A 22,847-nucleotide genomic window follows, 5' to 3' on the forward strand; every position below is an offset into this window, starting at 1 on the left:
ACAAGCGATTAGAAGCATATGGCATAAAAGGCAGCCACTCTCGCAAAGGAAACTGCCTAGATAACGCCTGTGTAGAATCCTTCTTTTCGCACCTCAAGACAGAGAAGTTGTATCTACACCAGTGTAAATCAGAAAGTGAGTTAAGACAAGCCGTCGAAGATTATATTTACTATTATAATTATCAACGATTTCAATCTAAACTCAATCAGCGTGCGCCGATTGAGTTTAGACACGCACTAGCTGCATAGCTTTTTTATATTGTCTACTTGACAGGGATAAGACCATACATTAGCGGTTTTTCTTAGCGTTTTGTATTCTTACATATGTATAAACAATCAAAGCGATGGCGATTGAAATGATAAAAATCCAAAATCCATATCGATGTAAATTGTACTCTACTTCTCGCCACTTTTCTCCTAATTTCCACCCAAGCCCAATAAAAACGCTCACCCAAACGAGCGCACCACCATACGCATATAAACAAAATTTTCCCCATTTTAAGTCGGACATTCCTGCAAAATAAGCAGTTAAATGTCTAACACCAGGTATAAAATAGCCAATCGCTAATAAAAAAGGGCCATACTTCTCAAATAAAATATGAGTCTTCTCAATTTGGGCTTCTTTAATCCCTACTTTAGAACCATATTTTTTCAATACAGGAAGTCCTAGTTTTAAACCAAGCAGATAACTTAATGTAATCCCAAGTATAGCCCCGGCCATGCCGCTCATAAACGCTTCTGTTCCTGACATATATCCCCTTGAAATATTATATCCGACAAATGTAAGTAGAAATTCATCTGGTATTGGTAATCCAACAATTCCTCCAGCAAGCGCAATAATAATTCCATAATAACCGTAGTGTGCGATTAATTCCCCAATATGTTGTTCCATTCGCACGACACATCCTATACGTTATCGTTATTCCACATTGTACCCTCTTCATCAATAAAGCAAACATGGTATACATATTCACTATACATTGTTTTTATGACGAACTCTACATCCAATGTTACAACTTCAGGTAGAATATTATATCCATATTATGTTATTAAGAAGAATCAATGTTGTTTCAGAAATGAAAGGAAATTGAAAAAAAACTGAAACTTTATCCATGAAAGTTCAATCCTACTCTAAAAATGAAAGGAAAATGAAATTTTTCAAAAGAAAATCTTTGCTAGAATAAAAAGCATCACTTCACGAAGGTGTTGACATATAACGAAAGATGCATTTTTCAAGATATAGTGGGGGGAAATCATGACACTAGAAAAACAATTAATAAAAAAGATATATTTTGAAACATTTTTAATGGAAAATGAAACACATCCGCCTCTTCAAGTACTTGGAGAAGCATATTTAGCTGAGCAAAAAAATGAATTTTCGAATGGATCTTATATTCGTTTTGCACAAGGTGAGTTTTATTATCATCATCAAGATTTTGAATCGGCTATTTTTAAATGGGAGAAAGTCAACAATGAATTAGAACCATGGGCACAAAAGAATATTGCAGATGCTTACTTCGAACTGAATCAATTATCGGCTGCCGAAACTGTTTATACGTCCATTACTACCGATAATAAAATACTTATGACCGAAATTTCATTACAATTACTCTCTCTTTACATAGAACAAAACAAACTTGATTTAGCTTTCAAGGTTATTAAAGAGGCTGTTTCTGTGAATCCCGATTATCCAAACGTTACAACCATTGCTCGTTCCTTTTATGAAGAACAGCAAGATTGGGACAGTGCGGTAGAACTTGCTGTAAATGAAATCATTCGAACAGAGTCCTTCCAATGGTTTGAGATTCTAAAAGAATATATAGATAAAGGATTTACGAAAACCATTTCACCAGATTATTTTTACAAAGTACTCGCTACGTTACATCATGTAGACCTCGTCCAATTTACACAAATTGTTTCATCACTTTGGCACAGTTATAAAGATGAACAAACTTATTTGTTGTGGCTGAAAACAATAAATGACTTTTTCTCGCATATCGAAGTACATTCAGCTGATGATTGGAACGACATTTCTTCTCTTTATGAAGAAACATATTTTGAATTAATTCAAAGCCAGTATATGCTGAAACAATTGCATGATATTGTTCCGAATATTTTGATGAATTTGTTTAAAATGGTCAATCCTTCTCATGCTGTGTTTCCATCTGCAGCAATATTGGCATGGGACGAGATTTTCCCTGCTAAAATAGATACACCAGACGTGAAACATGCAGAAAAATTATTATTACATTCTACCAATTACACTGATGGCTTAGACTATAGTTTACACCTTTTTGATTCTATTACACAGTGGGCACAAAACAATGATTTAGAAATGGGACATCGTTTTAGATGGTTAGTCTATGAGCTTGCAGATTTAAGAACAAATCGTCTTTTAGTAACAGGAACTTCTGGAAACGGAAAATCTTCCTTTATTAACTCTATACTAGGAGAAAATATATTAGAAAGCGCAAGTTCAAGTACAGTTATCTTTAAAGATGACGCTCACACAGAAATTAATGCCTTAACAGATGCGACAATTGTAACGACTCAGAATTTCTCTGATTTCCATAATATGATGTCTATGCACCGCCAAACATTTAGAGAAAAAACATGTATTGAATTTAAATTACCTTGCAAGTTTTTAAGCAAAAACAAACTAGCATTCGCTGTTACACCTAGCTTTACTAGAAACAGCGAGTTGAAAAATGAAACATTCGGCTATTTAGACTCAGTAGACAGTTTGTTATTTGTGTTGAATGCAGATTCACCGTTTACTGACAAAGAACGCGACGTTTTATTAAATATTCAAGAGCATGCACCAAATTTACAAATTCATTTCTTGTTAAATAAAATTGATAACATTTACAGCGAAACAGAAGTAAAACGAGTAATGCACGATACACAAACAAGAATAAACGCATATTTTCCACATGCGAGAGTTTTACCTTATTCATCGTTATATACAAACAGTCAACAGCTAAACGAGTTAACTGATTTTATTCATTTTAACTTTGAGTATAAAAACCTTGAGCAAGAACGTACGAAAAAAATGTTACTTTTCATTCGAAAAGCAATTCAATACCTGTTAGATAAACGAGTTGAGATGGAAAATAACTTAGTAGATTCAATTAGTTGGAATGAAGATATTTTAATGAGACTAAATGGCTTCATTAATAATCTGAGTGCTTTTGAAAAGGAAAAAATTCATTTCATTACAGATTCCTATCGTACAATGAAACATAAAATTACGAATGACCTTACAGAGCATATTCCAAAGCTACTGCAAAGCTCTTCTGATCTAATTAGTGAAGACAGCGATTTTAGACACATTGATACGGAATTAAATGCAGCAATGAATGAGAGAATTCGAAACTATTTAGAACAAACCGTATTACCTAGCTTCGCTTCATCCATGCAAAGTTGGATTGAAACTTCTAAAAATGAGTTCCTGCAAAGTCAAACATACTTAGAAGAAATAAGTGAAGGGCTTAACTCTTTATGCGGTGAAAATCGAATCCAGTTACAATGCGACTTTAGAGTGCTTGATGATTGGCAACGAGATACGGATCGAATGACGAGCCGAATCCAGATGGAAGAAATAAATATCTTCCGCCGTTTTACGCCCGCACAATTTTTACTAAAAAGCGCAGGGAAATTATTCGGTGCTCTTCCTAAAAATAAGACAATGCTGTATAACAAATACAAACAGTATTTAGAAAATGAAGATTTTACCGATGTAACTACTTCTATTATAAATAAATTTTTCTTACAGTTTGAGCTATTTGAAACTGCACTAGAACGGGATATTACTATGTTCTTTAGAGATTCATTTAGTTCATTGAAACAAGCTGTAGAACACACGCATTTAGAAATACAAGAACATCAAAATACATTGCATAAAATGAAATCAAATCCTGAAGTTTATCGTGATCCTGTCAAACTATTTGAACTCAGATTGCGTCAATATGAAGTCGTCTTAAGTATAGATGAACAAAATATTGATGCAGAGTCACTGTTAGAAACAAACATGGAGCAGACTTTTTAAGATCAAACCAACAAAGCAGCCTATATCGGCTGCTTTGTTACTAACTTCTTATATCCCAAATCACATCATCAACCTTGGCTTCAACACGGATTCGTTCAATAAATTGCTTACGTTCCTTTTCATGACGAAGCAGTTTCTGTACATACCGCCGCTTACTCAACAAATGTAAATAACGCTTATCTGTATGAATGACGTCTCGGCATTTTACATTTTCATATATACCCTTAAACCAATCATGCCCCTTTAACTTTTCCACGTTACGCACAAATCTTCTTTGTCTTCGCTGTTCTCGTCCTTCTAAACTTTCTAGCACTAACTCGACAGTTTCTTCTGCTACAGCTTCTAATGCAACTCTTACAACTCCGACTGTTCCTCGAACGATCACTTTAGTGGCATCTGCCGCTACTTCCGCTAGTGCAACCGCTCCTCGGACGATTCTAGCTAAAATATGGCCGACAATCTCCTCCATACCTTGCCCCCTTCTATTCGATAATCTGAACCCGGTTAAAAGGGTAATAGATTGCAACTAAACTTCCTAATACATCATCTTTATCAATGAATCCTAATCCATTACGACTATCACGACTAACTAATCGATTATCTCCCATGACAAAAATTTTATTTTTCGGGATTTTCATCGGACCAAAATCTTCTGTAAAATTCACCATAATATGCTTTGCATGCTTCTTATTTTTTTCTAAATAAGGTTCCTTTTGCAATTGACTGTTGATATACAATTGATCATTTTTCATTTCGATCGTATCTCCAGGTAAACCGATAATGCGCTTCACATAATAATTATCCGTTTTTACTACAATGACATCGCCATGATCATAATTATCAATTTGCTTTACTACCTTATTTACAATGACCTTATCCCCATTATAAAGAGTAGGCTGCATAGAAGCTCCTTCCACAGTTGTTGGAAAAAAGACAAATACTTTCATGACAAAAGCAAGTACACATGCAATCACAAATACTTCGATACATTCCCGCAAACGACTTTTCTTCTTCATACGCCTCTCCCTTATCCCTCTATTATCTATTATTATAAAATATGATTGTAAATAAATTCTATATTATCAGGAAATTACCTAGACAATTCCCAAAATAAAATCTAACATTTTCTACACAAATTTATATTGTTTAACAACAAAAAAAGAACTGCCCTCAAGCAGTTCTTCTTTCATATTCTATATCCCCACATAAACGATACACATTTGTGCTCCCACATATGTTCCCCAAACTAAAAGAGGATCATATTTTACATTCCGTCCACCGATATCAGTAATTCCAATAATAAAGTCAGAAATGACAAATAAGAAACCACCTAACGCTGGAACCCACCACATTCCTTGATTCAAATAAGCGAGCGCAAACGCAAAGCACGCCATTCCGCCAACCCAAAGTCCGTATACAAGTGCTCCGATTGTAAATAATCGATCTTGCTTATGATTTCGAATAAAAAAGAACCAACCAATAATTAAAAACAAACCGTATCCCGCTAAACCAATATATAAGCCATTCCACGAAATACCCGTTTCTAAAAAGGCAGTAACATACAAGCAATGTGCAATTGCAAATGTCACCATTCCACCAATGAGCCGCTGCCCAAATGGAATTAAACCGGCCATAAATAAATCACCAATTGTTGATAAAATCATCCCAATTGCAACCCATTGACGATAAGGCGTTACCGGGTCCTGTACCCACATCCATATCGCCGCTCCCGTTAATGAAAATGTGAGGAGTAACCGAATGAATAAGGGTAATGGTTCATTTTTCTTTGTGTGTTCTGATTGTCTCATTGCATAAATAGTCCCGAACAAAAATAAAACTATTTGTCCAATTAACAGTACGTACATTTCATTCATATTTTTCTCCTTGATGAATTAATATCTGTATTATTCGATATAAAATCATCATTTCCCTTTCTATTATCGATAATTTCCATCAAAAAATTGCTCCAAACTTTATCGTCCTTTCCATATGAAAAAGAGGCTCTCCATGAACCTCTTCACACTACGCTACTTTTGTATTCGTTTTGTTTCTTTCGTTACGTGTACGATTCACAATAATAATTCCGGTCGCTACACATGCTAAACCAAACAATACGAAAGAATGAATTGCTTCTCCTAAAATCAAGCTCGATAAAATTACACCAAATACCGGAATGAAAAACATATACATCGATACTTTTCCAACTTTGTTATATTTCATCACAGTATTCCAAATGCAAAATCCCGCTGCTGATAAGAATGATAAGTATAGTAACATAAGCAGCGTTTGCATATCGAATATAAATGGCATAAATCCAACTTGTACAACCCCGATGAGCAATAAGCCTAGAGAACCGATAATCATCTGATATGCGGTCATATACCCTACATCCATCGTTTTACTTCCTTCTTTCGCCAAAATGTTACCGTATGAGTACAGCATTGCCGCAGCTAACAATAACAATTCACCAATACCAAAGTGAAAATTCATATCTCCTTTTGGTATGTTTACAAGAATAACACCGCAAAAACCGATTGATACGCCAATGATTTTTCTCATATTTAAAGAATCATCTTTATATAGAAAATGGGCGAATACAATTTGAAAAAATGACGATGTTCCCGAAATAACTGCTCCTTCAATCCCAGTACTATAGCTCAAACCGATATAAAAACAAACATATTGTAAAAACGTTTGAAACAGACCAATTTGAACAAGTTGCTTCATTGTTCCTTTTTGAAAAGATAAATTTCTCCCTAACAATTTAAAGAAGAATAAAAGCATCATTCCAGCTAAGAAAAAGCGATAACCCGCAAACAAAATTTGTTCGCCTACTTCATGAGGCTGAATATCTAACTGTATATAACTTAATTTAATAAATGGAAACGCACTGCCCCATAGAAAAGTTGCACTTAACGCTGCAACAAATACACCGATTGGATGTGTAAAAAATCTTTCTGTCTTCACTAGATGTCTTCCTTTCCGTACTTTTTATGACCAATATTCATATATAACAAAGCGGAGTCAAAAAGACAAGTATTTTCACTTCTATCTTGCTTCTGTACTTCCACCACGAATAGCGGAATTAGTAAAATCTTTTCCTAAAAGGAAACATATGTTACAATCTAGAATAGTAATAATAAAGTAAATAACTACACAGAGTGTGTTTTCTAAGAAATGCTGCTATCCGTATGGATGGCAGCTTTCGTCGTTTTATAAGGGTTTCGATGATGATTCTTTTTCTCAAATAGAGAGGAGTGAAACGAGATGAACTCACCAGTAAAAATGTTCGCAATGCAAAAGAACGTTTCAACTTAGAAGAATGCTGCTATCTAGATAGATGGCAGCTTTCGCCATTTTATAAGACTACCGATGATGATTCTTTTTCTCAATCGAAAGGAGCAAAAAAGCTATGAATTCTGAAGCAAAAACATTATCAAAGCAACAAGGAACGCCAAATTCTTCATCTTGGCTTGCAACATTTCAAAAGCATTATGAACTCATTTTCGCGCTTACATCCGGCGTGTTAATTTTAATCGGTTGGTTATTAACAAAGAATGACATGACAACAACCGCAACGACATTTTACGTATTCGCTTATATCATTGGAGGTTATGCAAAAGCAAAAGAAGGTATTGAAGACACAATCGCAGAAAAAGAGCTGAACGTCGAAATGCTCATGCTGTTTGCAGCAATCGGTTCAGCCATTATTGGCTACTGGACAGAGGGTGCTATCTTAATTTTCATCTTCGCTTTAAGCGGCGCGATGGAAGCTTACACAATGAACAAAAGTCAAAAGGAAATTTCAGCACTGCTCGACTTACAACCAGAAGAAGCACTGCGCATCTCACGCGGAATGGAAGAGCGCATTGCAGTTGAACGACTAGAAATCGGTGACATCATTTTAATTAAACCAGGTGAACGCGTTCCTGCAGATGGCATGATTCGCACAGGTGAAACGAATATCGATGAGGCTGCTATTTCAGGTGAGCCGATTCCAAATGAGAAAAAACCTGGTGACGAAGTATTCGCAGGAACTGTTAACTTACGCGGTGCCATTGAAGTAGAAATTACAAAACATAGCGATCAAACATTGTTCCAAAAAATTATTCGTCTCGTACAAAATGCCCAAAGTGAAAAATCACCGTCACAGCTTTTCATTGAAAAGTTCGAAGGGACGTATGTAAAAGGAGTCCTTCTCGTTGTATCACTTATGATGTTCGTTCCTCATTATGCGCTTGGCTGGAGCTGGAACGAAACATTTTACCGTGCAATGATTCTACTCGTTGTTGCTTCTCCTTGTGCGCTTGTTGCAGCGATTACGCCAGCTACATTATCGGCGATTTCAAACGGTGCACGCCATGGCATTTTATTTAAAGGCGGTGTTCATTTAGAAAGATTAGCTTCATTAAAAGCAATTGCCTTTGATAAAACAGGGACATTAACACAAGGAAAGCCAACAGTAACAGATGTATATACGCGTGATGGCATAACTGAAAAAGAGCTACTATACATTACAGCATCCATTGAAAGTCATTCTACACATCCTCTAGCGGAATCTATTGTGAACTATGCAAAGCAAGCATATGATATTACGTTAACAAAACCAGAAAACGTAGAAGATGTAACAGGATTTGGCTTAAAGGGGACACTACAAAATAAAGCATATAAAATTGGGAAAGCTGATTTTATCGGAGAAGAAACAAAAACGTTTCATAGCAGCATTTCCATACATTTAGAACAAGAAGGAAAAACAGTTGTATATGTAAGTGATGAAAACGGCATTCTCGGTCTGATCGCCTTAAAAGATACATTGCGCCAAGAAACAATTGCAGCAATTCGCGAACTCCAAAGCCTTGGCATTGAAGCAATTATGATTACAGGTGATAATGAACAAACAGCAAAAGCCATCGCTGCTGAAAGTAATATTAAAGAATATTACGCATCATGCTTACCAGAAACAAAAGTAGAAACGATCAAACAATTGAAAGAGAAGTACGGTACAGTAGCAATGGTTGGTGACGGAATTAATGATGCTCCTGCCTTAGCCACAGCAAGTATTGGCGTTGCAATGGGAGAAGGAACTGATGTTGCGTTAGAAACAGCTGACGTTGTCTTAATGAAAAGTGAACTTTCCCGCTTAGCACAAGCCATTCGCTTATCTAAACGAATGAATCGCATTGTAAAGCAAAATGTGATCTTTTCATTAACTGTCATCATGCTGCTCATTTGTTCAAACTTCCTGCAATTTTTAGCCCTTCCATTAGGTGTCATCGGTCATGAAGGAAGTACGATTCTCGTTATTTTAAATGGATTACGGTTATTAAAAGCAAATAATTAAGAAGCTGATTCAAAAGGCACATAAGTGCCTTTTGAAGTCAGCTTTTTTCCGTTATCGATCGTTCTTTGCAATATATAGGCGCTTCGACACGATTTAAAGTGAAACTTCCATCAGTGACGCCTTTCTCACTGATGGAAAGCTCTCACCAATCGGGCTTTTACTGCCCGTTAATGCGGGATAAAGATCCCTCGACGATATCCGACACACAAGTAGTCGATTCGCTGAAACTGACTCATATCGAAAAGCGAAGAGCTGTCCCAAAAGTAAAACTTTTGGGACAGCTCTTTTTTAATGATAACTATTATGTCCGTTTGCACTGCTGCTCGTTTTATGTTTTGGCTGCGAGCTGCTGCGTTGTTTACGCTGATTTTTGTCATTTTTGCTATTACCAGTCTTATTTTGACCCATGAATAATCCCCCCTATTCCCTTTTAGTATGGGACAGAAGATTATTTTTGATTACGGGAATTATTGTCACTCGTTCGATAACAATTCAAAAGTGCATTAATTTCTCCGCCAAGTAAAATTACCCAGCCAGTTAAATAAAACCATAATATTAAAATAATAATACCACCGAGACTACCGTATGTAGTAGCATAATTCCCAAAGTTATCAACATAGTAAGCAAATGAATACGATACCACAATCCATCCAATTGTAGCAAATATTGCTCCTGTCACCACTTCTCTTCTCTTCACATGACGATTTGGCGCAAATTTATACAAAAAGCAAAATAAACCGAACAATACAAGAAAACTTAGTAGTAATCGAACAATACTCCACACAAACGTAAATTCTTCAGATAAACCTAAAATTTTAAAAATTGCTGCTCCAATTAATTGGCCAAATACAGGTAAAATTAAAGCGAAGACAATCATAAAAATCACTGCTAATGTTAATACAATGGATAATGCCCTTGTTGTAATAAAAGAACGGGTTTCATTAATATCATAGGCGCGATTAAATGCCTTCATCACCGCATTAACACCGTTAGATGCAAACCATAACATGGCAAGTAAACCAAACGATAATAATCCACCATTTTGCTTATTTACTATTGCATGTACATTTCCTTCAATTAAACTCATTGCATCTTCAGGAGCATAATCCTTTAAAAAGGCTAATACATCTTCTGTCTGAATTGGAATATATCCAAGAAGTGTAATTAAAAAGACGAGCGCTGGAAAAAGAGAAAGCAAGAAGAAATAAGCGAGCTGTGCTGCTAAGCCCGCCACGTCATCTCGCATTGTTCGATCATACAGGTCTTTTCCAAATGTGAAAACATGATGAGTTCTTGCTTTTTGTAAAAATGCTTTCATCTTTTTTAAACGCTTTTCTTTTCTTCATTATTTTGTTTTAGTTCGATATACGCTTCTGATTGCTTCTCTTCTGCAATAGGTTCTTCTTCCGCTGCAATTAATTCTTCTTCTACCTTTAATTCTTCTGTTGGGACAACCGCTTGAATCTCAATTGTTTCCGGTTGTTCTTTTACAGTGTTCTTCTTCTTACTAAAAATATCTTTCGTTTCTTTTAAAGTTTCAACAACAGCTGGCGTTAACTTTTTAATTTCCGCTACTTTTGCTTTTACAACATTAAGATCTGCGAATTCGCGCCCTTTATCTGTAACTGTTTGTACTTTTTCTTTCAGCTTTGCATTTTCACCAATTTCAATCATTTTTGTTTTTGCTTTTCCTGCTGTATACTTCACCTTTTCACGATTTTCCTTCTTTAACATAGAAACCGCCACACCTGCTGCCACACCAATTGCAATATTTCGTACAAGGTTTCCCTTCTTTGCCATATTCCTTCACCCTTTCATCTATTTTGTTAGAAATTTATCTCACTCTAATGAACAAGAAAATCTCAAAGGAAAAACTTTGAAATCAACCTCCCCATAAGAGTTTGATGCGCTCAACTCATCATTAACGGGGACACCCATCAATGGAAGCTTTACATTTTACTTTCTGAACTAACATTCTTATATTCCTTGCTCATTTCGAATGAACGCTAACAATTTTGCACATCCTTCTGTTACAAGGTCATATACTTCTTGAAAGTTCCCTGTAAAGTATGGATCCGGAACATCTGTCCAACCACCGTTTGGAACAAAATCGGATAGTCTGCCAATATAGCCGCCAGCTTTGCCTAAAACCTTTAAATCATCTAAATTTTTATTGTCCATTGCAATAATATAATCAAACTTTGTTAAGTCTTCTTTTTCTACTTGACGGGCTTTAATTCCTTCAAAGGACACTTCATTTTCCGTTAAAATTTTTTGCGTACCATGATGAGGTGGATGGCCGATATGCCAATCTCCGGTTCCAGCCGAATCAACAGTAATGACCGTTTCTAATTTTTCTTTTTTGACCTGCTCACGAAAAATCGCCTCTGCCATCGGAGAACGACAAATGTTTCCAAGACAAACAAATAAAACCTGAACCATATTGTTTCTTCCCTTCATCTTGCATCTGTTTATATTTATATACCCAGTTTAATCTTTCGACATAGAAGTCGTTACTATGTAAACTACTTGCCTTCTCCTTTTGCTTTAAACTTTGCATGTGGTAGGAAAAGGTCCTAACCGCTTCTATGCGCGGTCAGATGCTCTAGTCTCCCCCAAAATAGAAAGGGGTTTATGTCGTTTTTTAACTTGTATATTTAGTATAAACAATCAACAATTACTTATAAAGGAAATAGATACTAATTTAATACGATTGCAAACTTCCGTTAACGAAAATGATAAAAAAATGTTAAGATAAGTCTATGTTATTTTAAAGGGGGACACTTCCGTGGATTTATCCGTAAAAACACAAGAGAACGTTGAATATATGGTAGAAGCAATTAAAGAAAAGTTACGTATGGTAAACGCTGGTGCAATGAGAGCTGAAAACTTCAATGAAAACATGTACGAAGACTTACGTGAAATTTATGAGCATGTTATGAAACGCGACACATTTAGCATCAGCGAAATGGAAGCTATTACAGAAGAATTAGGCACACTAATCAAGAAATAAGAAAAAGTGGCTATGACAGCGGATTCCAAAAGTTTGATACATGTCAATCTTTTGAAATCCGTTTCTTTTTATTTCCAACAAATTTATGACAAATCTCCACATTTATTCGCACACCTTCAAAATATTGTAAAATAATAATAACCCACTCATCAGAGACTTCACATCAAATCGAAATTTTCCACACTACAATTGATAACTGTTTTTTACTGGAGGTGCTTTCATATGAGCAATTGGTACAGTAAGACAACAACTCAGACATTGCATGAACTAGAAACAAATGAACAGCAAGGTTTAACCGAAGAAATAGCGGTAGCTCGATTAAACAAATACGGGAAAAACGAGCTCGAAATGAAGAAAAAAAGAACTTTGGGTCAACGTATTTTTGCCCAGATCAATGATATTCTCGTCTATGTTCTTTTAATTGCAGCTCTTATTTCTGCCTTTGTCGGCGAATGGGCTGATGCTAGTATTATTGCTGTTGTAGTCGTTTTAAATGCTGTAATTGGTATCATTCAAGAATCAAAAGCAGAGCAAGCTCTAGAAGCTTTAAAAAAGATGGCGACTCCAAAAGCAATTGTAAAACGAGGTAGTGAATTAAAAGAAATTCCATCCGAAAATGTCGTTCCTGGAGACATTGTTCTGCTTGATGCAGGTCGCTATATTCCTTGTGACTTACGGCTCATCGAAACAGCCAATTTAAAAATTGAAGAATCTGCTTTAACGGGCGAATCCGTTCCTGTAGATAAAGATGCAACGTATACTCCTTCAGGGCAACATCAGAAGAAAGTACCATTAGGTGATCAAAAGAATATGGCCTTTATGTCTACACTTGTTACATATGGTCGCGGTGTTGGCGTAGCTACCCAAACAGGAATGCATTCACAAATAGGGAAAATCGCCACTCTCTTGCATCAAGCTGATGATGATACAACACCTCTTCAAAAAGGCCTAGCGCAAGTTGGAAAATATTTAGGATTTGTCTCTGTAGGAATATGTATCATCATGTTCTTAATCGGTTTTTTCCAAGGTCGTGATACGTTAGAAATGTTTATGACCGCGATAAGTTTAGCGGTTGCCGCGATTCCAGAAGGCTTACCAGCTATCGTTTCTATCGTTCTCGCAATCGGTGTACAGCGTATGATTAAACAAAATGTCATCATCCGGAAACTACCAGCTGTTGAAGCACTTGGCTCTGTTACGATTATTTGTTCAGATAAGACTGGGACATTAACGCAAAATAAAATGACAGTTACTCACTTTTATAGTGATGGTACATACGATGCATTAGAAAATGTAAACGTAAATAATGATGTTCAGCGTCTACTATTAGAAAATATGGTTTTATGTAACGACGCCTCTTACAATGCTGAATCACAAACTGGAGATCCGACAGAAATTGCTCTTCTTGTTGCGGGATCTACCTTTGATCTTCAAAAAGATATGCTAGAAAAGAAACATAAACGCCTAAATGAGTTTCCTTTTGACTCTGATCGTAAAATGATGTCAACGCTGCATGAATACGAAGACAACTACTTTAGTATGACAAAAGGGGCAATCGATAAACTCTTACCTAGGTGCAAACATATTCTTAAAAATGGCACTGTGCAGCCATTAACTGAAAGTGATCAAAACGAAATAATAGCAGCGGCACAAGCGATGTCACAAAAAGCGTTACGCGTACTTTCATTCGCTTTCAAACAATACAGTGCCGAGCATATTAACATGCAAGAAGCAGAAGAAAATCTTATATTCATTGGTCTTGTAGGGATGATTGACCCGCCTCGCCAAGAAGTGAAAGCAGCTATTAAAGAATGTAAGAAAGCTGGCATTCGCACCGTTATGATTACAGGAGATCATAAAGATACCGCCTTTGCCATTGCAAAAGAACTTGGAATTGCTGCAGAAGAATCCGAAGTAATAATGGGAACACAATTAGACAATCTTTCAGATGAACAACTCGCAAACGAAGTGAATCATTTAAACGTCTTTGCTCGTGTTTCTCCTGAACATAAAGTGAAAATTGTAAAAGCACTACGTGCAAATGGAAATATTGTTTCCATGACTGGAGATGGGGTCAATGATGCACCATCTTTAAAACAAGCAGATGTTGGTGTTGCAATGGGGATTACCGGAACGGATGTCGCAAAAGGTGCTGCTGATATGGTGTTAACAGACGATAATTTCTCGTCTATTGTTAAAGCCGTCGAAGAAGGGAGAAGCATTTATCATAACATTAGAAAGTCTATTCTTTTCTTACTTTCTTGTAACTTCGGAGAAATCATTACACTCTTCTTAGCTATTTTACTCGGCTGGGCTACACCACTTCGTCCCATTCATATTTTGTGGGTGAATTTAATTACAGATACACTTCCAGCATTATCACTTGGCGTAGATCCAGAAGATCCGGACGTTATGAAAGAAAAGCCGCGCCGTGCGACAGACAGCTTATTTAACGGCAGTGTACCATTTTTAATACTAAACGGGATTGTCATTGGGCTCATCACATTAATCGCCTTTATTGTTGGCGCAAAATTATATACAGGGGATACGAATCTTTTTCCTCTCTTTCCATCTCAAATTGAAGCAGATGCTTTATTACATGCGCAAACAATGGCCTTTGTCACACTCAGTTTTTCACAGCTCGTTCACTCTTTTAATTTACGATCACGTACAAAATCAATCTTCTCGATTGGGATATTGACAAATAAATACTTAGTTTTCTCTCTTCTGATCGGTGTATGTATACAAGTATGTATTATTTCGATTCCGCCTCTTGCCAGCATATTTGGTGTACATGCTTTAACAGTAAACGATTGGGGATTTGTTTTATTACTTAGTATCATTCCGTTACTAGTAAATGAAATAATAAAGGTATTGAAAAGGCAGTAAGGAAATTCCTCACTGCCTTTTCTATCATTATCCTTGCATTTCCTTCTTAATTCGATCCGTTAATTCTGCCATACGCTTACGGCTTTCTTCACGCTCACGTTTGTTTTGTTCTTCAATTTGTTTTGTTTCTTGAACACCTTTCGAAATAATGTTCCAAGTCTCTTCAAGCGTTTCCATCTTAATACTTGAAGAACCAGTTAGTTTTGCTACTTCGACACTTTGCGTTGCGATATTTTGAGCATTTCTCTTCAACAACTCGTTTGTGCGGCGGTCAAGTTCTGCCATTGAATCGGCAACAAGCTTTTGACGTTTTGCATTCACAGCCTGAATAATACCATTTTTAAAAATAGGAATTGTCGTAATAAACGCTGAATTAATTTTCCCGATTAACTTGTTGTTACCACGTTGAATCATACGAATTTGCGGTGCTGTTAATAGGGCAACCATACGCGCTTTTTCTAAATCGTCAATGCGTTGTTCTAAAATCTCTACAGAGTTCTTTAATGATTCTAGCTCGATTCCTGCAAGTTGATCATTGTTTTGAACGCGCTCTTCATACATTGGAACTAATTCTGTTTGCAGACGCTCAAGTAGCATTTCACCCGCAACAACGTATTTCTCTAAATCTAAATAGTATTTTAAGTTTTGATCATACAAACCATCTAACGTACCGATTGAACGCTTCATTTCATCTTGATATTTCGTGATTTCCACGTACACTTTATCCATTTCGCGGCCCATCGTTTGATACTTATTAAAGATTTGTTCAATCATTTGATTTCCTTTTTTAAATAAACGAGAGAAAAAACCGCTTTTTTCTTCAACGAAATCTTTACTGTCAAACTTGTCCATAATTTTCCCAAGCTGTTTTAATAGCTCACCAGAGTCTTCTACTTTCGATAATGTCATCGTATGTAAAATTTGATCTGCAAACCTTGAAATCTCTAAAGATGGCTCTTTACCTAGCTCAATTAATTCCAATTGATCTTTAATGTCTACACCATTATATATGCGCTGCACCTCAGAGTCTTGTCTTAACTGCAGGCGAATATCTTTCGACGTTTGTTCATTCAATTCTGTTGTTGGATCTAATACGATCGGATTCATATATGTATCTTCCTTTCTTTATAAAAATGGCCGAAATAACCCCTTTAAAGTGTTTGATAAATTTTTATGAGACGAAGCGCCGTGAAAGGCTACATCAAAGCTCACTTCTTCTAGCCAGTGGGAATCAAATGCGCCCGCTTCAATATACTGCTCGATGTCATTACGTCCTGTCGGATTAAAATGTAACACATCGACACCAATTTGATTTAAAAAGAGCATTACTACCGCATCAGAACGTGTCAGCTCTCCACTTTTCTCATTGTTAAATATAACTACTTTCGGCACTTCTTGCGAATAATCAAATTTCTCAAGCTGCTCAAGTATGTTCGGTGGGATTTGTGAAAGCTGAGCAAACACATATAAAGCAGTGTCTTGCTCTGTTTCAGATCCTACTCTTTTGCAGAGCCCACTTTCACATGTATGAATGATAGCCTCTGCAATACCATATTGCAGCCCTTCTGGTAAGCGCTTATGCGGCCACCAATGACTTTGAATGATATTCTGTGCATCAAGTTTTCCTGAACGGTTTAACGCATCACGATAATGGAATTGAAAATTCGCTTTCTGTTCCTTCGTAAAAGGAAATTGATTGATTAGCAGACTATTTTCATATGATGTTAACGTTTTTAATCTTTGAAAATACTCTTTCTCATTTTTAGAAACACCAGACACTTTTGCAAATAATGATGGAATATAAATATGCCCTTTTTCTACAAAGAATGTTGGTCTTATAAATGCTTTTTCTTTCGTAATGATAAACAGTTCATCATACGTCGTCTTTAACGTCCGGGCAACTGGTGTATACGCTCTAAATTGCCATGGTTTATACAAGAGTGAATTATCATGATGAAGCACTTGCTCAATTTCTTTTGAGGCTTGATACGCGACAGTTGCAACGCGCTCTCTCTTTTTATCCGGAAATGGTTCTAATGCAATCCGACTCGAATGCGAAATCACAAATGTTCGATTTTCTTCATCGATTGTTTCAAAACCATCTTCTCCTTCTGGATGATAATACAATACATCACATCCGAGCATAATAAGGAAGTATAAAAAGTAAATTCGACTTTCCGACGCATCACCATACCATATAATTTGCGGCATTTGTGCTTTATAATCCTTTTGTGAAAACCATTTCGAAACGTAATTTTCACTTAACTTAATCATATCAATTAAAAACCGGCGAAAACCTTCTGTTTTTAACGATTGATTATGCTGTTTTTCGTACAGCTTTAAAATTGAAATAAAAGTTGCATGTATGTAGTGTTGTATATCGGGATGATCAACTTCGGGCAATAAACGTTTTCCCGATAAATGGGCAACGAGACGATTGACAGTTAAACCGTTTGCTGCCTGTTGATGCAGTGAAAAAACTTCTTGAATATCACGAAGCTTTTCTGAAGGAATGACTTTATTTAAATTTTGTTCGTGAAGTACAGTGATCTTCTCATTTTGACTATACGCAAATAACTGGTTAAAGTATTCATCCGTATCATTAGGCACGCCAAGAATGCGACAGCCTATATAGCTAAAATGTAGATCATTCTCTGTTACTTCATAATGCGGCCGCTTTGCTAAACCGGTTTCAAACTGTTTTAATACTTCTTCCCCGCCTAGTAACTGTGGGTGAAATGTAAAACGTGAAAACACACTCGTTCACCTCCAAACGAAACGTTTATAAAAAATGGGCGCCCATATGATGAGCAAACCCATTTAATCTATTAACCTATTAATCTTCTTTCTTAGAAGCTGCCACCTCTTCACGAGTTTGGCGAGATGTTTTCATATAATGTAAAATAAATGTCGCACCAAATGCAATAACTAAAATGATGAAGAATAACCAGTGCGGCATTTCAATATGAAATACAGAAAGCAACATTTTCGCAGCAATAATTCCAATTAATATATATGCTGTCGTTTCTAGTTCTGGAATACGTTCTAGTAATCGTAAAAATACGCCGGCAATACCACGCATCATTAAAATACCAAGCATTCCGCCAAGAAGTAAAATCCATACTTCATTTGAAACACCAAATGCCGCAAGAACGCTATCTACAGAGAACGCAATGTCCATTAACTCAACCATTACAACTGTTCCCCAGAACATGCCAAACATTCTAAAGAGAATGCTATCTTGCTTCATACCATGAGCTTCTTCGTCATCTTCATTTCCTTTAGATTTATCAATGAAGTGTTTTGCGGAAAGCCATGCAAGGTAAAGGGCACCAAGTACTTTTACCCATGCTAATTTAATTAAGTACATACCAATTCCGATGGCAATAAAACGAAATGCATACGCACCAATAAGCCCGTAAAATAAAGCTTTTTTACGCTTTTCTTCTGGAAGATGCTTTACCATAACAGCTAATACAAGCGCGTTATCAGCAGATAGCAATCCTTCCAAAATAACAAGCGTTCCAATTAATCCCCAAGATACTGGATCTGTTAATACCTTTACCCACATATCTAAATTAAAAAATTGGGCATACGTATCAAGAATTCCGTGTAAGATCTCCATACAGCTATTGACTCCTATTCTATTTTTAAATTTCTAGAAAGCGGAAAAGAAGGAAACGAAAGTCGCTTCCTTCTTATGCATCCAAGCCGTACGCTCTTACAAGCGCACCTAGTCCACCTTGGAAGCCACTTCCGACAGCATTAAACTTCCACTGTCCATTATGACGATATAATTCACAAAAGACAACCGCTGTTTCAATGGAGAAATCTTCCCCTAAATCATAGCGAAGTACTTCTTCATTTGTTTCTTCATTCGTTAAACGAGCAAATGCATTGGCAACTTGTCCAAAGTTTTGACGGCGGCCCTCTGCATCATAAATAGTAACTGTAATCGCAATACGGTGTACATCAGCTGGGACTTTGCTTAGATCAACAACTAATTGTTCATCATCACCATCACCTTCTCCAGTTCGGTTATCACCTGTATGTGCCACAGAACCACAAGGAGATTGTAAATTGTTATAAAAGATAAAGTCTGTTTCTTTCGTACATTTACCTTCTTGATTTAATAAGAAAGCAGATGCGTCTAAATCATAATCAGATCCGCCGTCATATTGTTTAATATCCCAGCCAAGACCAATAACTGCTCTCGTAAGGCCTGGGCTTGTCTTACCTAAATCAATTTTTTGTCCTTTTTGTAACTGAATAACCATCGCGCTTCACCTCTATTTACATAGATTATTTACCCCGATTGGGCTGGCTTTCCATAAGTGGGGATGAATCCTCCCCACTTATGGAAGAGTCACTTTACTCTACATCTAAACCAAAGTTTTTACATAAAGATGCTAACCCACCTTGGAATCCGCTTCCAATCGCATTAAACTTCCAATCATTGTTATGGCGATATAATTCACCGACTACAACTGCTGTTTCAATTGAGAAGTCCTCGCCTAAGTCATAGCGAATTAGCTCTGTTTTCTTCTCTTCATCTATAATGCGCACAAAGGAGTTAGATACTTGTCCAAAGTTTTGACGACGACCTTCTCCATCATAAATTGTAATCGTAAAGCAAATGCGTTCAATATGCGCAGGAACATTTTTCATATCAACTTTGATTGTTTCATCGTCCCCGTCGCCTTCTCCTGTACGATTATCACCTAAATGCTGTACAGAACCATTTGCCCCGGTCGGATTATTGTAGAAAACGAAGTCTTCGCCTCCGCCAACCTTACCATTTGCTCCAACTAAGAAAATACTTACGTCTAAATCAAAATCAGCCTGTCCATCATATTTATTTGTATCCCAACCAAGACCAACAATTACTTTTGAAAGACCTGGATTTGTTTTCGTTAAATCTACTTTTTGTCCTTTTTGCAATGAAATAACTGCCATATATAACGCCTCCTTAAAAATTATCCGGCTCTACCGGGCAGTACTCAAAGTGTAGTACTGCCCGTAAGAATCCGGTTGATGAGAGCTTTCCATCAGTGGGAGACGAAGCCCCAAACTGATGGAAGTTTCACTTTATTGATAACTCGTGACGATTTCACTTAAATTTTTAGCTTGCGTTCCTTCTCCAATTGCCGAGAACTTCCATTCATTATCATGACGGTAAATTTCACCAGCAATTAAAGTCATCTTTCCACCGTAGTTATCCGTTAAGTTATAACGTGCTAACTCTTCACCTGTTTGCGGATTTTGAATACGAATATACGCATTACGAATCATCCCAAAGTCTTGACGACGGTTCACGCAATCATAAATATTTACAACAAAGATGAGGCGGTTTATTCTAGATGGAACTTTTGGTAATTCGACAAAAATAGTCTCATCGTCCCCTGCACCTTCACCTGTTAAATTATCACCCGAATGAGTAACACTTCCGCAAGAAGATAATTTATTTCCAAAATAAATGAGATCATGTTTATGTAAAAATCGATCATTCTCAAGCATGATCACAGATGCATCACAATCAATATTTGGCTTACTTCCAAACAATGAAGATAAAAACCCACCTGCTTTTTCCATCGGATCCCATCCTAGGCCAACTTGTAGCTTCGTTAACCCTGGTTTCCCTTTCGTTAAGTCGATCTTCTGTCCTTTTTCTAAAATGATAGGCATGAAGTCTCTTCCTTTCTACAAATCCTTTTCCACCTAGGAAAAAATTGTATTCTTTCTTTAATATTGTAGCATTTTTCATAGATTGAAAAAAAGAATATTTTTTCGATTATATGAAAACATCTATTTGATTTCCCTGCACCGATGTCAGAAGTGAACGACCGCAATATAATATATCGGCGCTTCGACACGATTTAAAGACCCTTCAACAATATCCGACATATAACTAACTTCTATACTTAACATCAACATTATGAATCTAGCTATTTATCAATATGAAGATATAAGTTTTACAGAGCTTGCTTTCACATATACACTATTATACGCTGTGTTGTCAGAAACTAGCTCATAGTATGTTTCACTTGAAGTTTGAATCATAGTCTTAATTGCAACCGTAATATCACGAGGTGCTGCATTTACTTGCGCTCCATCTATCTCTTTAAATAACACAGATCCAGCTTTCAGCATACCTAATCGATATTTATTCAAATCTTTTCCACCGTTCATAGCATCAAGTTTATTCATAAGAGAAGCAATTTGTTGGCCCCAATTTTCATCACTTGCATACATGACGTTCATACCTTGTGATTTATCTCCCAAATTCCCGCCGTTATATGTCCAGCCATTTGGATTTAAATAGTTTTGATCGATATACGAAGCGCAGAAGTTAATGCCTTCTTCCCACGTTTGAAATGACGTTGCACCATTATATGGGTCAGAATCCACCGCTCTAAAACCAAATAAATTTTTCTTATCTCGTGCGATACGACTTTTTCCCCAACCAGATTCCAAAACGGCATGAGATAGTAAGTAACCTGCATTTAAATTATATTTTTGTGCTGCATTCACAAAATATTTTCCAGTTCCAATCAACGGACTATCTGCACTATTTTTTCTTAAGAAATCATCAATATCTTTCGCCGTATAAGTAGATGTAACGCGAATCGGCACATACTCAAAATATTGATAACTATCTTTCCCACCGATCTGCGTTTTATCAAATGCCTCATAACGCTGACCTTCTTGTAAATGAGTCGGTGCATTACCAATTTGATATGCCGCATACGCGCTCGTAGAATTATCATATACATAGTGATAAAGCTTTCCGTTTTTCAATGAATAATATGACGTTGATTCATGAACCATATTAGGATATAAAGTAACATCGTCTATATTGACATATCCTGTTGTACCATCAATTTTCACATGTACACGGTCGCCAGCCACTTTTAGGAACTTTAAATCAGCTCCTCCTCGTACATATGTTAACTTTTTACCAGTTGCAATATCATAAATATTAATCAACTTATTTGCTCGTACAAAGCCTTGTTTCATATTCACAACTTTACCATCACTAACGATATAGCCATCTTCTGGTCTTGTTTGCAGTTCCTTTTCTGCTTCCATTCCATTCGATTTTTGAACTTTTCCTGCTTCTGTGATCACTTCATAAGAAGATGATTGTTTTAACTTTAAGAACTGTAAAGAAACATAAGCTTCCACACCGTTTACTCGAACTTTCGCCCAACCATTTTCCTTGCCTAGTATTACAACTGACTCACCACTTTTCAAGCGTGCTACAATTGCAGTACTTGTTGAAGGACCTTGGCGCACATTTAATAAAGATGTATTTACAATTCCTATTTCTTCTACTTGTCCATTATTTCCATTACTAGCATTCGAACCCGTACTAATTTGTACAAACCGTAACGAAACGTAGCCTTCTTTTCCTTTGTACGAAATCTTCGCCCAGCCATTTGCTTTTCCTAGTACTGTTATTTTCTCGCCTTGCTTTAAGTATCCGAGAATCGTACTATTTGTGTTCGCTGCGCTTCTTATTCGCAAACTTGTTGCTGTGATTGTTCCTGTTTCTTG

At 36.5% G+C, this 22,847-nt stretch carries 20 protein-coding genes; 5 read left to right on the top strand and 15 right to left on the bottom strand.

Translation table 11 applies throughout. The annotated features are described in order from the left end of the window. The coding region (locus BR72_RS15875) for an IS3 family transposase (protein WP_035434458.1) at positions 1-248 on the top strand (248 nt) is incomplete at its 5' end. Positions 249-288: 40 nt separating this feature from the next. On the opposite strand, the gene BR72_RS15880 is transcribed toward BR72_RS15875, so the two are convergent. After that, on the bottom strand, positions 289-891 hold the full coding sequence (locus BR72_RS15880) for a DedA family protein (protein ID WP_035434459.1): 603 nt from the start codon (positions 889-891) through the stop codon (positions 289-291). A 363-nt stretch (positions 892-1,254) separates the two neighbouring features. Here BR72_RS15880 and BR72_RS15885 point away from each other — a divergent pair, with 363 nt between their 5' ends. Further along, positions 1,255-4,047, top strand: coding sequence for a dynamin family protein (locus tag BR72_RS15885; RefSeq protein ID WP_035434460.1), 2,793 nt, complete (start codon positions 1,255-1,257; stop codon positions 4,045-4,047). Positions 4,048-4,087: 40 nt separating this feature from the next. Here BR72_RS15885 and BR72_RS15890 read toward each other — a convergent pair whose 3' ends face one another. The 4 genes from BR72_RS15890 to BR72_RS15905 form a co-directional block, all read right to left on the bottom strand. Beyond that, positions 4,088-4,516, bottom strand: coding sequence for a hypothetical protein (locus BR72_RS15890; protein ID WP_035434461.1), 429 nt, complete (start codon positions 4,514-4,516; stop codon positions 4,088-4,090). 13 nt (positions 4,517-4,529) lie between these two features. Further along, positions 4,530-5,063 carry a signal peptidase I gene (gene lepB / locus BR72_RS15895; protein ID WP_035434462.1) on the bottom strand — a complete coding sequence of 178 codons (534 nt, stop codon included), beginning with the start codon at positions 5,061-5,063 and terminating at the stop codon, positions 4,530-4,532. A gap of 177 nt (positions 5,064-5,240) precedes the next feature. After that, positions 5,241-5,921, bottom strand: a complete 681-nt coding sequence (locus tag BR72_RS15900) for a lysoplasmalogenase (protein WP_035434463.1) — start codon at positions 5,919-5,921, stop codon at positions 5,241-5,243. A gap of 148 nt (positions 5,922-6,069) precedes the next feature. Further along, positions 6,070-7,014 carry a DMT family transporter gene (locus tag BR72_RS15905; protein WP_035434465.1) on the bottom strand — a complete coding sequence of 315 codons (945 nt, stop codon included), beginning with the start codon at positions 7,012-7,014 and terminating at the stop codon, positions 6,070-6,072. A 445-nt stretch (positions 7,015-7,459) separates the two neighbouring features. Here BR72_RS15905 and BR72_RS15910 point away from each other — a divergent pair, with 445 nt between their 5' ends. Continuing rightward, positions 7,460-9,388, top strand: coding sequence for a heavy metal translocating P-type ATPase (locus BR72_RS15910; protein WP_035434466.1), 1,929 nt, complete (start codon positions 7,460-7,462; stop codon positions 9,386-9,388). A 448-nt stretch (positions 9,389-9,836) separates the two neighbouring features. Here the strand turns inward: BR72_RS15910 and BR72_RS15915 are convergent, their stop codons facing one another. The 3 genes from BR72_RS15915 to BR72_RS15925 form a co-directional block, all read right to left on the bottom strand. Then, positions 9,837-10,706 (bottom strand): YihY/virulence factor BrkB family protein, encoded by an 870-nt coding sequence (locus BR72_RS15915; protein ID WP_035434468.1) that lies wholly within the window; start codon positions 10,704-10,706, stop codon positions 9,837-9,839. Between the two features lie 5 nt (positions 10,707-10,711). Then, positions 10,712-11,188, bottom strand: a complete 477-nt coding sequence (locus BR72_RS15920) for a DUF4075 domain-containing protein (protein WP_035434469.1) — start codon at positions 11,186-11,188, stop codon at positions 10,712-10,714. Between the two features lie 177 nt (positions 11,189-11,365). Further along, entirely contained in the window at positions 11,366-11,830 is a 465-nt protein-coding gene (locus BR72_RS15925) for a low molecular weight protein-tyrosine-phosphatase (protein ID WP_035434470.1), read from the bottom strand. Between the two features lie 346 nt (positions 11,831-12,176). Between BR72_RS15925 and BR72_RS15930 the strand changes: the two genes are divergently transcribed. Both BR72_RS15930 and BR72_RS15935 read left to right on the top strand, forming a co-directional pair. After that, the gene (locus BR72_RS15930) at positions 12,177-12,401 is read left to right on the top strand and encodes a DUF1128 domain-containing protein (RefSeq protein ID WP_035434471.1); all 225 of its coding nucleotides are present in this window, start codon (positions 12,177-12,179) and stop codon (positions 12,399-12,401) included. 222 nt (positions 12,402-12,623) lie between these two features. Continuing rightward, positions 12,624-15,290 (top strand): cation-translocating P-type ATPase, encoded by a 2,667-nt coding sequence (locus tag BR72_RS15935; RefSeq protein ID WP_035434472.1) that lies wholly within the window; start codon positions 12,624-12,626, stop codon positions 15,288-15,290. 27 nt (positions 15,291-15,317) lie between these two features. On the opposite strand, the gene BR72_RS15940 is transcribed toward BR72_RS15935, so the two are convergent. From BR72_RS15940 to BR72_RS15970, 7 genes are all read right to left on the bottom strand, one after another. Continuing rightward, complete coding sequence (locus BR72_RS15940) at positions 15,318-16,397, bottom strand: toxic anion resistance protein (protein WP_035434473.1); 1,080 nt, start codon at positions 16,395-16,397, stop codon at positions 15,318-15,320. A gap of 18 nt (positions 16,398-16,415) precedes the next feature. Beyond that, positions 16,416-18,047 carry a YceG family protein gene (locus BR72_RS15945; protein WP_035434475.1) on the bottom strand — a complete coding sequence of 544 codons (1,632 nt, stop codon included), beginning with the start codon at positions 18,045-18,047 and terminating at the stop codon, positions 16,416-16,418. Positions 18,048-18,126: 79 nt separating this feature from the next. Continuing rightward, the gene (locus tag BR72_RS15950; protein WP_035434476.1) at positions 18,127-18,915 is read right to left on the bottom strand and encodes a TerC family protein; all 789 of its coding nucleotides are present in this window, start codon (positions 18,913-18,915) and stop codon (positions 18,127-18,129) included. 73 nt (positions 18,916-18,988) lie between these two features. Further along, positions 18,989-19,567 carry a TerD family protein gene (locus BR72_RS15955; protein WP_035434477.1) on the bottom strand — a complete coding sequence of 193 codons (579 nt, stop codon included), beginning with the start codon at positions 19,565-19,567 and terminating at the stop codon, positions 18,989-18,991. A 94-nt stretch (positions 19,568-19,661) separates the two neighbouring features. After that, on the bottom strand, positions 19,662-20,246 hold the full coding sequence (locus tag BR72_RS15960) for a TerD family protein (RefSeq protein ID WP_035434480.1): 585 nt from the start codon (positions 20,244-20,246) through the stop codon (positions 19,662-19,664). Positions 20,247-20,378: 132 nt separating this feature from the next. Beyond that, positions 20,379-20,975, bottom strand: coding sequence for a TerD family protein (locus tag BR72_RS15965; RefSeq protein ID WP_035434482.1), 597 nt, complete (start codon positions 20,973-20,975; stop codon positions 20,379-20,381). Between the two features lie 267 nt (positions 20,976-21,242). After that, positions 21,243-22,847, bottom strand: a 1,605-nt coding sequence (locus BR72_RS15970) for an SH3 domain-containing protein (RefSeq protein WP_197059950.1), incomplete at its 5' end; no start/stop codon positions are given.

Source organism: Bacillus sp. UNC322MFChir4.1 (assembly GCF_000746135.1).
GTDB lineage: Bacteria > Bacillota > Bacilli > Bacillales > Bacillaceae_G > Bacillus_A.

Excerpts from the sequence above, each read along its gene's own strand:
- BR72_RS15880 (WP_035434459.1), bottom strand. The coding sequence starts at position 891 with ATGGAACAACATATTGGGGAATTAATCGCACACTACGGTTATTATGGA.
- BR72_RS15885 (WP_035434460.1), top strand. The coding sequence starts at position 1,255 with ATGACACTAGAAAAACAATTAATAAAAAAGATATATTTTGAAACATTT.
- BR72_RS15890 (WP_035434461.1), bottom strand. The coding sequence starts at position 4,516 with ATGGAGGAGATTGTCGGCCATATTTTAGCTAGAATCGTCCGAGGAGCG.
- lepB (WP_035434462.1), bottom strand. The coding sequence starts at position 5,063 with ATGAAGAAGAAAAGTCGTTTGCGGGAATGTATCGAAGTATTTGTGATT.
- BR72_RS15900 (WP_035434463.1), bottom strand. The coding sequence starts at position 5,921 with ATGAATGAAATGTACGTACTGTTAATTGGACAAATAGTTTTATTTTTG.
- BR72_RS15910 (WP_035434466.1), top strand. The coding sequence starts at position 7,460 with ATGAATTCTGAAGCAAAAACATTATCAAAGCAACAAGGAACGCCAAAT.
- BR72_RS15915 (WP_035434468.1), bottom strand. The coding sequence starts at position 10,706 with ATGAAAGCATTTTTACAAAAAGCAAGAACTCATCATGTTTTCACATTT.
- BR72_RS15920 (WP_035434469.1), bottom strand. The coding sequence starts at position 11,188 with ATGGCAAAGAAGGGAAACCTTGTACGAAATATTGCAATTGGTGTGGCA.
- BR72_RS15925 (WP_035434470.1), bottom strand. The coding sequence starts at position 11,830 with ATGGTTCAGGTTTTATTTGTTTGTCTTGGAAACATTTGTCGTTCTCCG.
- BR72_RS15935 (WP_035434472.1), top strand. The coding sequence starts at position 12,624 with ATGAGCAATTGGTACAGTAAGACAACAACTCAGACATTGCATGAACTA.
- BR72_RS15940 (WP_035434473.1), bottom strand. The coding sequence starts at position 16,397 with ATGAATCCGATCGTATTAGATCCAACAACAGAATTGAATGAACAAACG.
- BR72_RS15950 (WP_035434476.1), bottom strand. The coding sequence starts at position 18,915 with ATGGAGATCTTACACGGAATTCTTGATACGTATGCCCAATTTTTTAAT.
- BR72_RS15955 (WP_035434477.1), bottom strand. The coding sequence starts at position 19,567 with ATGGTTATTCAGTTACAAAAAGGACAAAAAATTGATTTAGGTAAGACA.
- BR72_RS15960 (WP_035434480.1), bottom strand. The coding sequence starts at position 20,246 with ATGGCAGTTATTTCATTGCAAAAAGGACAAAAAGTAGATTTAACGAAA.
- BR72_RS15965 (WP_035434482.1), bottom strand. The coding sequence starts at position 20,975 with ATGCCTATCATTTTAGAAAAAGGACAGAAGATCGACTTAACGAAAGGG.